We start from the raw sequence: 13,558 nt of genomic DNA on the forward strand, positions 1-13,558 counted from the left end.
CCGGGGGCGGGCCGCAGGGTCCGCCCTCCAATCGCCCGGGTCCAGGTCACGGACGCGTCATCCGCAGGACGTCCAGGGCCTCGTCGAGCTGCTCGACGGTCAGGTCGCCACGGTCGACGTACCCGCTCTCCAGCACCACCTGACGGATGGTCCGCTGCTCGGCCAGCGCCCTCTTGGCGACCTTGGCGGCCTCCTCGTAGCCGATGTACCGGTTGAGCGGCGTGACGACCGAGGGCGAGGACTCGGCGTACTCGCGGGCCCGGTCCCGGTGGGCGGTGATCCCGGCGACGGTCCGGTCGGCGAGCAGCCGGGAGACCCGGGCGAGCAGCCGGATCGACTCCAGGACGTTCTTGGCGATGACGGGCAGCATCACGTTGAGCTCGAAGTTCCCCGAGGCGCCGGCCGTGGTGACGGTGACGTCGTTGCCGATCACCTGGGCGCAGACCATCAGCACGGCCTCGGGGACGACCGGGTTCACCTTCCCGGGCATGATCGAGGATCCGGGCTGGAGGTCGGGCAGGGAGATCTCGAAGAGTCCGGTGCGCGGTCCGGACGCCATCCACCGCAGATCGTTGGCGATCTTCGTCAGTCCCACCGCGACGGTCCGCAACTGCCCGCTGGTCTCGACGATCCCGTCCCGGGCGCCCTGCGCCTCGAAGTGGTCGCGCGCCTCGGTGAGCGGCAGCCCGGTGACGCGGGCGACCTCCTCGATGACGGCGGCCGAGAAGCCGGGCGGGGTGTTGATGCCGGTGCCGACGGCGGTGCCGCCCAGGGGCAGTTCGGCGAGCCGGGGCAGGGAGGCGGTCAGCCGCTCGACGCCGTACCGCACCTGGGCGGCGTACCCGCCGAACTCCTGGCCCAGCGTCACGGGCGTGGCGTCCATCAGATGAGTGCGCCCGGCCTTCACGACGTCGGCGAACTCCTCCGCCTTGCCCTCCAGGGCGTGCGCGAGGTGCTCCAGGGCCGGGACGAGGTCCCGGGTGACCGCGGCGGTGGCGGCGACGTGGATCGACGACGGGAAGACGTCGTTCGACGACTGCGACGCGTTGACGTCGTCGTTGGGGTGCACCTCCCGCCCGAGCCGCTCGCTCGCGAGGGTGGCGATCACCTCGTTGGCGTTCATGTTGGACGAGGTCCCGGACCCGGTCTGGAACACGTCGACGGGGAAGTGGTCGTCCCAGCGGCCCTCGGCGACCTCGGCGGCCGCCTCCTGGATCGCCTCGGCGACGTCCGCCTCCAGCACGCCCAGCCGGGCGTTGACCTTCGCCGCGGCGCCCTTGATCCGGGCGAGGGCCTCGATGTGCGCGCGTTCGATGCGCTGTCCGGAGACGGGGAAGTTCTCGACGGCGCGCTGCGTCTGCGCCCGCCACTTCGCGTCGGCGGGGACCCTCATCTCGCCCATGGAGTCGCGTTCGACGCGGTGGCCGCCGTCGCCGGTACCGGGCGTGGATGTCATCGTCGTACCTCCGAGGATCCTCAGCGCGGGTCGAGGCCTGCCGTATTCCCTCTCACCGGCATCTCGTGCGCAAGACTCCGCACCGCGACCCGCATGTCCCTCTTTCGGTGGCTTCTCGCCATTTTGTACCACTTCGCAGTCGGACGTTCGCCGGCACCTCGGCCGGCCCCTGGGGGCCGGCCGTCGACGCCGTCACCGTCGAGCGCTGCGCCCCGCGCGGCTGACGGCCGCGCCCGCGGGCCGGGGGCCGCGCCGTCCCGCGGGCGCCCCGGACGGATACGCGGCCCGGCCGGGGGGCCGGGGCCGCGTACCGCGCGCCCTACGCCAGGCCCGGGCCGCGGACCGGGATCGAGGTGAACGTCGGCTGGGGGGCCGGGTTCTGGAAGAAGTCGTTGCCCTTGTCGTCGACCACGACGAACGCCGGGAAGTCCTCGACCTCGATCCTCCAGACCGCCTCCATGCCGAGCTCCTCGTACTCGAGGACCTCGACCTTCTTGATGCAGTCCTGGGCGAGGCGGGCCGCCGGGCCGCCGATGGAGCCCAGGTAGAAGCCGCCGTGCGCGGCGCACGCGTCGGTGACCTGCTTGCTGCGGTTGCCCTTGGCCAGCATCACCTTGGAGCCGCCCGCCGCCTGGAACTGCTCGACGTAGGAGTCCATCCGGCCGGCCGTCGTCGGGCCGAAGGAGCCGGACGCGTAGCCCTCGGGCGTCTTCGCCGGGCCCGCGTAGTACACCGGGTGGTCCTTCAGGTACTGCGGCATCTCCTCGCCCGCGTCCAGCCGCTCCTTGATCTTGGCGTGGGCGATGTCGCGGGCCACCACCAGCGGGCCGGTGAGCGACAGGCGGGTCTTGACCGGGTACTTGGTCAGCTCGGCGAGGATCGTGTCCATCGGCTGGTTGAGGTCGATCCGGACCACGTCGGAGGACTCGTCCAGGTGCTCGTCGGTGGTCTCCGGCAGGAAGCGCGCCGGGTCCGTCTCCAGCTGCTCCAGGAAGACGCCCTCCGCCGTGATCTTCGCGACCGCCTGGCGGTCCGCCGAACAGGAGACCGCGATGGCGACCGGGCAGGAGGCGCCGTGCCGCGGCAGGCGCACCACGCGCACGTCGTGGCAGAAGTACTTGCCGCCGAACTGCGCGCCGATGCCGATCCGCTGCGTCAGCTCGAAGACCTTCTCCTCCAGCTCCTTGTCCCGGAAGCCGTGGCCGAGCGGCGAGCCCTCGGCGGGCAGGTTGTCCAGGTAGTGGGCCGAGGCGTACTTCGCCGTCTTCAGCGCGTACTCGGCGCTCGTGCCGCCGACGACGATCGCCAGGTGGTACGGCGGGCAGGCGGCCGTGCCCAGCGAGCGGATCTTCTCCTCCAGGAACTTCATCATGGAGGCCTCGTTCAGGACGGCCTTCGTCTCCTGGTAGAGGAAGGACTTGTTGGCGCTGCCGCCGCCCTTGGCCATGAACAGGAACTTGTACGCGCCGCCGTCGGTGGCGTACAGCTCGATCTGCGCGGGCAGGTTGGAGCCGGTGTTCTTCTCGTCCCACATCGTCAGCGGGGCCATCTGCGAGTAGCGCAGGTTCAGCTTCGTGTAGGCGTCGTAGATGCCGCGGGAGAGGGCCTCCTCGTCGCCGCCCTCGGTCAGCACGTTCTGGCCGCGCTTGCCCATGACGATCGCCGTGCCCGTGTCCTGGCACATCGGCAGCACCCCGGCCGCCGCGATGTTCGCGTTCTTCAGCAGGTCCAGCGCGACGAACTTGTCGTTCGCGCTCGCCTCGGGGTCGTCGATGATGCGGCGCAGCTGGGCCAGGTGGGCCGGGCGCAGGTAGTGCTGGATGTCGTGGATCGCCTCTTCGGCGAGCTTGCGCAGCGCCTCCGGCTCCACCGTGAGGAACGTACGACCCTCCGGACCCTCCACGGTGGAGACGCCCTCGGAGGTGACCAGCCGGTACGGGGTGGTGTCCTCTCCCTGGGGGAGCAGATCGGTGTACGCGAACTCAGGCATCTTCGCCCATTCCTCACTCGACAGACTGCGGCCTGCCGGCGCCGACAGGCCTCACCAGCCTAGAACCTGCCGTCGGCCCGGAACCTGTGAGGTAGGGCTCAGTCCGACACGCGCGGCCACTCCGACCCCTAGTCGCGATCTATCGCGTTTGGGTACGCTGCTGCCGTGGACCTTCAGAAGCAGACCGAACCGCGTGCGGCCGTGGCCGAGATGCGCGCCTCGGACGCCGACCGTGACCGCATCGCCGACATCCTGCGCGAGGCCCTGGCCGAGGGCCGGCTGACCGCGGACGAACACGCCGAGCGCGTCGAGGGGGTGCTGAACGCCAAGACCGTCGGCGAGCTGGAGCTCTTCGTCCGGGATCTGCCCGCCGCCCACCAGGCCCGCCCGGCCCCGGCGCCGAACCGCCCGGCCGCCGGCGCCGTCCCGCCGGAGGCCGACGAGAACGTGGTGGCTGTCTTCAGCCAGGCCATGCGCAAGGGCCGCTGGCGCGCGGGGCGCCGGCTGCACGCCTACGCGATCTTCGGCAGTGTCGAGATCGACCTCAGCCAGGCGATCTTCGAGTACCAGCACGTCGTCATCAAGGCGGTCTCCGTCTTCGGCAACGTCGAGGTCCACGTCCCGGAGAACGTGTCGCTGCGCGGCACCGGCGGCGGTGTCCTCGGCAACTTCGAGGTGGACACGCTGGACTCGGCCGAGCCGGACGCCCCGGTGGTCTACGTCGACGGCTGGGCGGTCCTCGGCAATGTGGAGGCGCGGCCCAGGCGGGGCAGGACCGTCGCGGACATCCTCGACCGCGTGCACCACAGGGTCGACCGGCGTTTGCGCAGGCATCTGGGGCATTGACGGTTGTGAATCCGGCCGGCGGCGCCCGGCGCGGACGGCCCGCGCCGGGCGCCGCCGGTGCCGGCGCGCAGCCGCCGGATCCAGCGGTTGGGAACTCAGTGCATAGGCGCGCGCACAGCGGGTAGGCCTTGCTGCATCGTCTCTCGCTCGCGAAGCCGTCGTCAGGAGAAGACCGTGCCGCAACCGCCGCATTCGTCCCTGCAGGTAGCCGCCGTACCGGCCCAGCGGGGCCCGGCGCGAGACAGGGATCAGGACGCACCGTGGCACACCGAGGCGGTGTGCCGACGCGACGAGGCGGGCCTGTTCTTCGCTCCGTCCAAGGAGCCAACGGCCGCCCGTCTGTCCCGCGAGGAGGCGGCCAAGCGGGTCTGCGCCCGCTGTCCCGTGATGGTGGAGTGCCGCGAGCACGCCCTGCTGCAGCCCGAGCCCTATGGCGTCTGGGGCGGTCTCACCGCCGCCGAGCGCCGCGTCGTCCTGGCCCGGCGCCGCCGTCGCGAGGTGGAACTGAAGAAGACGGCCCGCGCGACGGGCCGTATAGCGGCGGCCGGTTAGGGCCTTTCTCCCGGATCGGGCCGGCTCCGGGCGACGGTGTCTTCCTCGGCACCGGACCCCGCGGCCGGCGAGATCCGGCGGAGAGGTCCTGGGGCCTGCCCGCGGCGTGAGCCGCCGGGGGACGGGCCCCGAGGAACAGGCCGCACGGCGGGCGGGCCGGAGCCGGTCGCCGGGTCACGTCGTGCCGCAAGCGGACATGTGGACCGGCGGGGGCCGGCCGGCGGGCCGTGCGGTGGTGGCCGGCCGGATCCGCCCGGCGCCTCGCACCGCGGCGGCCGGACTCGCCGGCCGGGCGGGCCGCGGCACGGCAGGCGGGCCGGGCACCCGTCGCCGGACACGCGTATGGGGCGCCCCCTCCGCACCGGGGGCACCCCATCGCCGTACGGCCGCCGGCGGACCGTCCCGCACGGGAACGGGCCGTCCGCGCCGTCTACTTGGCGCGGTCGAAGTCGATCGCGCTGTACGCGCGCAGCTTCCTCAGCCGGTGCTCGGAGTCGATCCGGCGGACCGTGCCCGACCTGGAGCGCATGACGATCGAGTCGGTCGTCGCGGTCTCCGAGCGGTAGCGCACCCCGCGCAGCAGTTCGCCGTCCGTGATGCCGGTGGCGACGAAGAAGACGTTCTCGCCGGAGACCAGGTCGTCCGTGGTCAGCACCTTGTCGAGGTCGTGCCCGGCGTCGATCGCCCGCTGCCGCTCCTCGTCGTCCTTGGGCCACAGCTTGCCCTGGATCGTGCCGCCCAGGCACTTCACGGCGCAGGCCGAGATGATGCCCTCGGGCGTGCCGCCGATGCCGAGCAGCAGGTCGACGCCGGTACCTTCGCGCAGCGCGTAGATCGAGCCGGCGACGTCGCCGTCGGAGATCAGCTTGATCCGCGCGCCGGCCTCCCGGATCTCCTGGATGATGCCCTCGTGCCGCGGCCGGTCCAGGATGACGACCGTCACGTCCTCGGGCGTGGAGCGCTTGGCCTTGGCGACGCGCTTGATGTTCACGGACACCGGCGCGTCGATGTCGACGAAGTCGGCCGCTTCCGGGCCGGTGACCAGCTTGTCCATGTAGAACACGGCGGAGGGGTCGAACATCGCGCCGCGCTCGGCGGCGGCGAGGACCGCGATCGCGTTCGGCATGCCCTTGGCGGTGAGCGTGGTGCCGTCGATCGGGTCGACCGCGATGTCCACCTCGGCGCCGGTGCCGTCGCCCACGCGCTCCCCGTTGAAGAGCATCGGGGCCTCGTCCTTCTCTCCCTCGCCGATGACGACCACGCCGTTCATCGAGACGGTGGAGACGAGGGTCCGCATGGCGCGCACCGCGGCACCGTCGGCGCCGTTCTTGTCGCCGCGACCGACCCAGCGGCCCGCGGCCATCGCCGCGGCTTCGGTCACCCGGACGAGCTCCAGGGCGAGGTTGCGGTCGGGGGCTTCGGAGGGAACGTCCAGCTCGGACGGCAAGTGATGATGCTCGGTCATCGGAGCGCACCTTTCTGATACGACGACGGCCGGATGAGGGTCCAAGGCCCGACTCTATCGCCGAGCAGACAAAATGAGCAGGGGACCCCACGGATGAGCGGGCCGGACACCTGCGACGATAGGGCGCGTGGCAGGTTCGAACGGCAAGCAGAAGACGGTCCGGGACATGATCCTCTCCCTGGGCCTCATCGGGATCGCGGCGGCGGTTATCTACGTCTTCGTCCCGCACGACGACCACGCTCCCGACGTCAAGAGGGTCGACTACCGCGTCGAGCTGCTCACGGCCCGCCGCGCCGCGTCCTACCCGGTGGCCGCGCCCGAGGGCCTGCCCGGCGGCTGGAGGGCGACCTCCGTCCGTTTCCAGGGCGACGAGAACGACGCCTGGCACCTGGGTTTCCAGGATCCCCACGGGGAGTACGTGGCGGTCGAGCAGTCCACTCAGAAGCGCTCGGTGTTCCTCCAGGAGGCCAGCCAGGGCGGGCACGCGTCCAGGACGACGCAGCGGATCGGCGGCCGCACCTGGACCCGGTACACCGGCGGCCGCTACGACGCGCTCGTGCTGGAGGGCACCAAGGGCTCGACGACGGTGGTGACCGGCACGGCGTCCTTCGCCCAGCTGACCACGATGGCCCAGGCACTGAAGACGGCGTGACCGCACGGGGCCGGCGGGCCCGGGCCGGACGCCCCGCACGTGGACGGCCGGGGCGCGGGGTGCGCCCGAGGGCCGACTCCGCGTCGCCGCGCGCGGCCCTACTCCGCGTGGCCGCGCTCCTCGCCGTCCGCCTCCTCGGCCAGTGCCGCGTCCAGCCGCGCCCGCGCCCCCTCCAGCCAGCGCCGGCACACCTTGGACAGCTCCTCGCCCCGCTCCCACAGCGCGAGGGACTCCTCCAGGCTGGTCCCGCCCGCCTCCAGACGCCGGACGACCTCGATCAGTTCGTCCCGCGCCTGCTCGTAGCCGAGCGCCTCGCCCGCCGGGGCCGTCCCGTTCACGTTGCTGGTCATGCGCCCACCCTATGCATCGGCTCGATCGGCATCGGGCCGATCGACGTCGGCTCGATCGACCCGTACGGAGAACTCCCCCTCGGCGACCCGCGCGCGCAGGGTCTCGTCCGGTGCCACCTCGGCCGGGTCGCGGACCACGTGGCCGTCGGACTTCTGCAGCACGGCGTACCCGCGGGCGAGGGTCGCGGCGGGGGAGAGGGCCACCACGCGCGCGTGCGTGTGCGCCAGCTCGGAGTCGGCGCGGTCCAGCAGGTGCCGCAGGGTGCGCCGGCCGCGGTCCGCCAGCGACGCCACGTGGTCCGCCCGCTCGTCGATCATGCGGTGCGGATCCTCCATGCACGGCCGGGACAGCGCGTGGGCCAGGCCCCGCTCCTCCCGCTCCACGTACGCCCGCACGCAGCGGCGGGCCCGGTCGCGCAACTGCCGTACCCGCTCGGCCTCCTCGCCGACGTCCGGTACGACCTTCTTTGCGGCGTCGGTCGGCGTGGAGGCGCGCAGGTCGGCGACGTAGTCGAGCAGCGGGGTGTCCGGCTCGTGGCCGATCGCGGACACCACCGGCGTACGGCAGGCGGCGACGGCGCGGATCAGCTGTTCGTCGGAGAACGGCAGCAGGTCCTCCACGCTGCCGCCGCCGCGCGCGACGATGATCACGTCCACCTCGGGGAGCGCGTCGAGCTCCTTCACGGCCTGCAGGACCTGCGGGACGGCGTGCACGCCCTGCACGGCGACATTGCGCACCTCGAAGCGGACGGCGGGCCAGCGGTGCCGGGCGTTCTCCAGCACGTCCCGCTCCGCGGCGGAGGCCCGGCCGCACACCAGCCCGACAAGCTGGGGCAGGAACGGCAGCGCCCGCTTCCGATCCGGCTCGAACAGCCCCTCCCCGGCGAGGGTCTTCTTCAGTTGCTCCAGCCGGGCCAGCAGCTCGCCGACCCCGACCGGCCTTATCTGGGCGGCGCGCAGCGACAGCTGCCCGCGCGGGGCGTACCACTCCGGCTTGGCGAGCACCACGACGCGGGCGCCCTCCCCGACGACGTCGGCGACCGCGTCGAACACCTGGCGGTAGCAGGTGACGCTGACCGAGATGTCGTACGAGGGGTCGCGCAGCGTCAGGAACACCACACCCGCGCCCGGCCGCCGCGACAGCTGGGTGATCTGGCCCTCCACCCACACGGCGCCGAGCCGGTCGATCCAGCCGCCGATCAGCCGCGAGACCTCGCCGACGGGCATGGGGGCTTCGGGGGACGTGGAGACAGCCATGACCGCGAGGGTAGCCGCCGCCACCGACAGCGCCGCCGCGCCCGGGCCGCCGCGCCCGGGCCACGCGTCCGGCGCGGGCGGTGATCGGGGCGGGGGTGTCGACGGGGGCGGGCGATCTTCGGCCCCCGTACCCGGCCTTACGATGGGTGGCATGACTGCTTCGCCTGGCCGCCGTGTCCTGCTCGCCGCCCCCCGTGGCTACTGCGCCGGTGTGGACCGCGCCGTGATCGCCGTCGAGAAAGCCCTGGAGCAGTACGGAGCTCCGATCTACGTCCGCCACGAGATCGTCCACAACAAGTACGTCGTGCAGACCCTGGAGAAGAAGGGTGCCGTCTTCGTCGAGCGGACGGAGGAGGTGCCGCCGGGCAACATCGTGATGTTCTCGGCGCACGGCGTGGCCCCCGTCGTCCACGAGGAGGCCGAGCGCGGCCGGCTCGCCACCATCGACGCGACCTGCCCGCTGGTGACCAAGGTCCACAAGGAGGCCGTCCGCTTCGCCAAGGAGGACTACGACATCCTCCTGATCGGGCACGAGGGCCACGAGGAGGTCATCGGCACCACCGGCGAGGCCCCCGAGCACATCCAGCTCGTCGACGGCCCCGGGGACGTCGCGGACGTCGAGGTGCGCGACCCCTCCAAGGTCGTCTGGCTGTCGCAGACCACGCTCTCGGTCGACGAGACCATGGAGACGGTGGACGCGCTGAAGGAGAAGTTCCCGCAGCTCATCTCCCCGCCCAGCGACGACATCTGCTACGCCACGCAGAACCGCCAGCTCGCCGTCAAGCAGATGGGCGCGCAGGCGGAGCTGGTGATCGTGGTCGGCTCCCGCAACTCCTCCAACTCCAAGCGGCTGGTCGAGGTCGCCAAGCTCGCGGGCTCCCGGCAGGCGTACCTCGTGGACTTCGCGGACGAGATCGAAGAGGCCTGGCTGGAGGGCGTGTCGACGGTCGGTGTGACCTCGGGCGCGTCGGTGCCGGACGTGCTGGTCGAGCAGGTGCTCGAGTGGCTCGGGCAGCGCGGCTTCGGGGACGTGGAGATCGTCAAGGCGGCCGAGGAGTCCATCACCTTCTCGCTGCCCAAGGAGCTGCGCCGGGACCTGCGCGACGAGGCGACGGCCCTGGTCGCGGAGCGCGGCGGGTCCGGTACGGCCGGGGCCTGAGCCCGCGCCGCCGGGGCGGGAGCGACCGGGCCCAGGCGTGACGTTCAGTCGTACGTCGTAACGTGGAGCCATGCAGATCTTCGGCGTGGACATCGGTGGATCCGGGATCAAGGGCGCCCCGGTGGACCTCGACAAGGGTGACCTGGCCCAGGAGCGCTTCAAGGTGCTCACCCCCCACCCGGCGACGCCCGACGGGGTGGCCGACGGGGTCAAGGAGGTCGTCGACCACTTCGGCTGGACGGGACCGGTCGGACTGACGTTCCCCGGTGTGGTCACCGGGGGCGCCACGGTCCGTACGGCGGCCAACGTCGACAAGAGCTGGGTGGACACCGACGCGCGCGCCCTGTTCGGTGAGCGGCTGGGCGGCCTGCCGGTGACGGTGGTCAACGACGCGGACGCGGCGGGCGTGGCGGAGATGAACTTCGGCGCCGGACGGGGCCGCCGGGGCACGGTCGTCCTGCTGACCTTCGGCACCGGGATCGGCAGCGCGGTCTTCGCCGACGGGGTCCTCGTCCCCAACACCGAGCTGGGCCACCTGGAGCTGGGCGGGCACGAGGCGGAGAAGCGCGCCTCCAGCAAGGCCAAGGAGGACCACGGCCTGACGTGGGAGCACTGGGCGCGCCGGGTGACGAAGTACCTGGCCCACGTCGAGATGCTGTTCTCCCCCGAGCTGTTCATCATCGGCGGCGGTGTCAGCCGCAAGTCGCAGAAGTTCCTCCACCTGATCGAGGGCATCAGGGCGGAGATCGTCCCCGCGCAGCTGCAGAACGACGCGGGGATCGTCGGCGCGGCGATGCGGGCGGCCAAGGAGAGCTGAGCGGAGCCGCAGCCGCCGGCTAGAGCGGGACGTGGGCGCGGCGGCGGGCGCGTACGAGGGCGACTCTGCGGACCAGGGCGATCACTCCGGCGATCAGTGTGCCCCCGTAGAGCCAGCCCGCCTGGGTGGCGAGCGCGGTGACCAGCCCCATGATCCTTCCGCCCAGGCCGTCGCCCTCGGCCACCGGCAGGAGGCCCACCGCGAAACCGATCGGCACCACGACGGGCGAGGTCAGCAGGTCCCCCCTGCGCACCCACGCCGCCGTCAGCACGCACACCGGCAGGAACAGCACGCCGTACGCCGTCAGCGAGCCGCCGAGGATCAGCCGGACCAGCCAGCCCAGGGCCACCATGACCGTCACGCAGAACAGCCCCCCGCCGAGCCCGGTCAGCCGCGGCTCGGGCAGACGCCGCAGGGGGGCCGCGCCCGGGGGCCGCGCTCCGGGGCGTGGCGACGCCCGCGGTCCCGGCCGAGCGGGACGGCCGCCTGCCGCCTGTTCCCTGTGCCCCTGGGCCCCCTGCGAGGGCAGCGGGGGCCTGCCGCGTCGCGGTCCGTGCTGCTGAGGTCGCATCCTGTGGTGCTCCATTGGACCAACCTAGGTCTGCTTATGTGTCGATTAGCCCATCAGACACGCCGTCGGGCCAGGCTTGGCCATGCGTTCGATCCGCCGCCGGAGCGGGTCCCGGCACGCCGTAGACTGGTGGATCGGCCCGCGCACCACCCAGAAGGACCCGGGCGCGCAGCCCACACCCCCTTCAGTCCTCATCCTCACGTACGGGAAGTCGCAACGTGTCGCTCACGATCGGAATCGTCGGTCTGCCGAACGTCGGCAAGTCGACCCTGTTCAACGCCCTGACCAAGAACGACGTGCTCGCGGCCAACTACCCGTTCGCCACGATCGAGCCGAACGTCGGAGTCGTGGGCGTTCCGGACGGCCGGCTCGCCAAGCTCGCCTCGATCTTCAAGTCGGAGCGGATCCTCCCGGCCACCGTCGACTTCGTCGACATCGCCGGCATCGTGCGCGGCGCCAGCGAGGGCGAGGGCCTGGGCAACAAGTTCCTCGCCCACATCCGCGAGTCCGACGCCATCTGCCAGGTCATCCGCGCCTTCAAGGACGAGAACGTCGTGCATGTCGACGGCGAGGTCTCGCCCACGAACGACATCGAGACGATCAACACCGAGCTGATCCTCGCCGACCTGCAGACCATCGAGAAGGTCCTGCCGCGCCTGCAGAAGGAGTCGCGGATCAAGAAGGACGTGGCGCCGAAGGTGAAGGCCGTCGAGGAGGCCAAGGAGATCCTGGAGAAGGGCGACACGCTCTTCGCGCACGGCCTCGTCCAGGGCAGCGAGCGCGCCGAGCTCCTCCACGACCTGCACCTGCTGACCACCAAGCCCTTCCTCTACGTCTTCAACGTCGACGAGGAGGAACTGGTCGACGAGGACTTCAAGAACGCACAGCGCACCCTGGTCGCCCCCGCCGAGGCGATCTTCCTCAACGCCAAGCTGGAGGCGGACCTCGCCGAGCTGGACGAGGAGGAGGCGCTGGAACTGCTCCAGTCCGTCGGCCAGGACGAGCCGGGCCTCGCCACCCTCGCCCGCGTCGGCTTCGACACTCTCGGCCTGCAGACCTACCTGACGGCCGGCCCCAAGGAGTCCCGCGCCTGGACCATCAAGAAGGGCGCCACCGCCCCCGAGGCCGCGGGGGTCATCCACACCGACTTCCAGAAGGGCTTCATCAAGGCGGAGGTCATCTCCTTCGACGACCTCGTCGCGACCGGCTCGGTCGCCGAGGCCCGCGCCAAGGGCAAGGCGCGGATGGAGGGCAAGGACTACGTGATGAAGGACGGGGACGTGGTGGAGTTCCGCTTCAACGTGTGACCGCTCTTCCGAGGGGCCGGGCTCTGGTGAGCCCGGCCCCTTCGCTTGCGCTTCCTCTCGTCCCCGTGTACCCGTCAGATGCCGGTCAGCCAGGCCACGGTGAACGGCGCCCCGGGGGTGCCCGGCCCCATCGGGCCGCCCTTGTCGAACTGGGAGCGGACGACCAGCAGGCGGCCGTGCCGGCGGGCCAGCGTGGTCGGGATCTGCAGCGCGGGGTCGGTGACCTGCCGCTCCCGCCGGGCCGTGGTGGCGTCCGGGCCGAGCCGCCAGCGGCTGACGGTGTCGACGGCGTTGTGGGCGGCCCACAGCGTGCCGTGCGCCAACTCCAGTCCGTCGCCGTGCTTCAGGTCGCCCCCGTGCAGGGCGACCCGGCGCACGACGCCGCTGGTCAAACCGATCCGGTACAGACCGCCGCCGGTCATGTCGACGACGAGCAGGTAACGGCCCGCCGGGTCGGCGACGATGCCGTTGAGGGTGAACGCCTCCGGCGCCCGCGGGTCTCTCACCGCGCCCAGGTCGAACCGTGCCGTCAGCGGCGCGCTTCCGCTGCGGGCGCGGGCGCGGGCCAGGTCGGCAGGCGTGACCGCGTAGACCACCGCGCGGGTGCTGTCGGTGAGGTAGGCGGTGCCGTCGGGGGCGATGGCCAGGTCGTTGACGAAGCGGGGCGCGTCGTCCGGCACCCGGAAGCGGGCGAGCAGGGCGCGGTCGCGCAGGTCGTAGACATCGACCCCGACGGTGGAGTCGATCACCCAGAGCCGGGCGGCTGCGTCGACCTTCAGACCGTTGGCGGTGTGGCGGCCGTCCGTGCCCGCCGGGAGGAAGACCTCGGCCGTACGTCGGCCGGGCGCGGCCCGGAGGACGGCGCCGGTGGCATACGAACCGACGTAGGCGTCGCCGGTGCGCGGGTCGAGGGCGATCCCCTCGGGGTACACGCGGTCCCCGGGGAGCGTGAAGGCGGTGGTGACGCGGGACGCCTCGGCCGCCCGCGCGGCGGGGACGGCCGTCGCGACGGCCAGGGTGGCCACGCTGGTCAGGAAGGTACGGCGGTGGATCGAACGGGACACGACAGGTGCCTCTCGGTTCGGCTACTCACTGACTGATGCATACGAACATAAATTAGAGCTCTAATGCTCGTC

The 13,558-nt window shown here is 72.1% G+C and carries 13 protein-coding genes; 6 read left to right on the plus strand and 7 right to left on the minus strand.

Features of this window, described 5'->3' with window-relative positions; genetic code table 11:
- Positions 1 to 46: 46 nt before the first annotated feature.
- Entirely contained in the window at positions 47 to 1,456 is a 1,410-nt protein-coding gene (locus ACF1A5_RS02710; protein WP_392190986.1) for a class II fumarate hydratase, read from the minus strand.
- 319 nt (positions 1,457 to 1,775) lie between these two features.
- The gene (locus ACF1A5_RS02715) at positions 1,776 to 3,446 is read right to left on the minus strand and encodes a fumarate hydratase (RefSeq protein WP_392190987.1); all 1,671 of its coding nucleotides are present in this window, start codon (positions 3,444 to 3,446) and stop codon (positions 1,776 to 1,778) included.
- A gap of 165 nt (positions 3,447 to 3,611) precedes the next feature.
- Between ACF1A5_RS02715 and ACF1A5_RS02720 the strand changes: the two genes are divergently transcribed.
- Entirely contained in the window at positions 3,612 to 4,292 is a 681-nt protein-coding gene (locus tag ACF1A5_RS02720; RefSeq protein WP_392190988.1) for a DUF1707 domain-containing protein, read from the plus strand.
- 174 nt (positions 4,293 to 4,466) lie between these two features.
- Entirely contained in the window at positions 4,467 to 4,844 is a 378-nt protein-coding gene (locus tag ACF1A5_RS02725; RefSeq protein ID WP_392190989.1) for a WhiB family transcriptional regulator, read from the plus strand.
- A 430-nt stretch (positions 4,845 to 5,274) separates the two neighbouring features.
- Here the strand turns inward: ACF1A5_RS02725 and glpX are convergent, their stop codons facing one another.
- Positions 5,275 to 6,309, minus strand: a complete 1,035-nt coding sequence (gene glpX, locus ACF1A5_RS02730; protein ID WP_356191858.1) for a class II fructose-bisphosphatase — start codon at positions 6,307 to 6,309, stop codon at positions 5,275 to 5,277.
- Between the two features lie 127 nt (positions 6,310 to 6,436).
- On the opposite strand from glpX, the gene ACF1A5_RS02735 reads away from it, so the two are divergent.
- Complete coding sequence (locus ACF1A5_RS02735) at positions 6,437 to 6,961, plus strand: DUF4245 domain-containing protein (protein ID WP_392190990.1); 525 nt, start codon at positions 6,437 to 6,439, stop codon at positions 6,959 to 6,961.
- A gap of 98 nt (positions 6,962 to 7,059) precedes the next feature.
- Here ACF1A5_RS02735 and ACF1A5_RS02740 read toward each other — a convergent pair whose 3' ends face one another.
- The gene (locus ACF1A5_RS02740) at positions 7,060 to 7,311 is read right to left on the minus strand and encodes an exodeoxyribonuclease VII small subunit (protein WP_392190991.1); all 252 of its coding nucleotides are present in this window, start codon (positions 7,309 to 7,311) and stop codon (positions 7,060 to 7,062) included.
- Between the two features lie 9 nt (positions 7,312 to 7,320).
- Entirely contained in the window at positions 7,321 to 8,568 is a 1,248-nt protein-coding gene (xseA, locus tag ACF1A5_RS02745; RefSeq protein WP_392190992.1) for an exodeoxyribonuclease VII large subunit, read from the minus strand.
- A 142-nt stretch (positions 8,569 to 8,710) separates the two neighbouring features.
- Between xseA and ACF1A5_RS02750 the strand changes: the two genes are divergently transcribed.
- Positions 8,711 to 9,727, plus strand: coding sequence for a 4-hydroxy-3-methylbut-2-enyl diphosphate reductase (locus ACF1A5_RS02750; RefSeq protein WP_392190993.1), 1,017 nt, complete (start codon positions 8,711 to 8,713; stop codon positions 9,725 to 9,727).
- Between the two features lie 70 nt (positions 9,728 to 9,797).
- Positions 9,798 to 10,544 (plus strand): polyphosphate--glucose phosphotransferase, encoded by a 747-nt coding sequence (ppgK, locus tag ACF1A5_RS02755; protein WP_392190994.1) that lies wholly within the window; start codon positions 9,798 to 9,800, stop codon positions 10,542 to 10,544.
- A gap of 19 nt (positions 10,545 to 10,563) precedes the next feature.
- Here the strand turns inward: ppgK and ACF1A5_RS02760 are convergent, their stop codons facing one another.
- Positions 10,564 to 11,130, minus strand: coding sequence for a DUF6542 domain-containing protein (locus ACF1A5_RS02760; RefSeq protein ID WP_392190995.1), 567 nt, complete (start codon positions 11,128 to 11,130; stop codon positions 10,564 to 10,566).
- 203 nt (positions 11,131 to 11,333) lie between these two features.
- On the opposite strand from ACF1A5_RS02760, the gene ychF reads away from it, so the two are divergent.
- Positions 11,334 to 12,422: a redox-regulated ATPase YchF gene (gene ychF / locus ACF1A5_RS02765; protein WP_392190996.1), complete on the plus strand. Its 1,089-nt coding sequence runs from the start codon at positions 11,334 to 11,336 to the stop codon at positions 12,420 to 12,422.
- A gap of 74 nt (positions 12,423 to 12,496) precedes the next feature.
- On the opposite strand, the gene ACF1A5_RS02770 is transcribed toward ychF, so the two are convergent.
- Positions 12,497 to 13,486, minus strand: coding sequence for an SMP-30/gluconolactonase/LRE family protein (locus tag ACF1A5_RS02770; RefSeq protein WP_392190997.1), 990 nt, complete (start codon positions 13,484 to 13,486; stop codon positions 12,497 to 12,499).
- Positions 13,487 to 13,558 lie beyond the last annotated feature (72 nt).

The organism is Streptomyces sp. NPDC014864, from assembly GCF_043081525.1.
Classification (GTDB): domain Bacteria; phylum Actinomycetota; class Actinomycetes; order Streptomycetales; family Streptomycetaceae; genus Streptomyces.

Excerpts from the sequence above, each read along its gene's own strand:
- ACF1A5_RS02710 (WP_392190986.1), bottom strand. The coding sequence starts at position 1,456 with ATGACATCCACGCCCGGTACCGGCGACGGCGGCCACCGCGTCGAACGC.
- ACF1A5_RS02715 (WP_392190987.1), bottom strand. The coding sequence starts at position 3,446 with ATGCCTGAGTTCGCGTACACCGATCTGCTCCCCCAGGGAGAGGACACC.
- glpX (WP_356191858.1), bottom strand. The coding sequence starts at position 6,309 with ATGACCGAGCATCATCACTTGCCGTCCGAGCTGGACGTTCCCTCCGAA.
- ACF1A5_RS02740 (WP_392190991.1), bottom strand. The coding sequence starts at position 7,311 with ATGACCAGCAACGTGAACGGGACGGCCCCGGCGGGCGAGGCGCTCGGC.
- xseA (WP_392190992.1), bottom strand. The coding sequence starts at position 8,568 with ATGGCTGTCTCCACGTCCCCCGAAGCCCCCATGCCCGTCGGCGAGGTC.
- ACF1A5_RS02750 (WP_392190993.1), top strand. The coding sequence starts at position 8,711 with ATGGGTGGCATGACTGCTTCGCCTGGCCGCCGTGTCCTGCTCGCCGCC.
- ppgK (WP_392190994.1), top strand. The coding sequence starts at position 9,798 with ATGCAGATCTTCGGCGTGGACATCGGTGGATCCGGGATCAAGGGCGCC.
- ACF1A5_RS02760 (WP_392190995.1), bottom strand. The coding sequence starts at position 11,130 with ATGGAGCACCACAGGATGCGACCTCAGCAGCACGGACCGCGACGCGGC.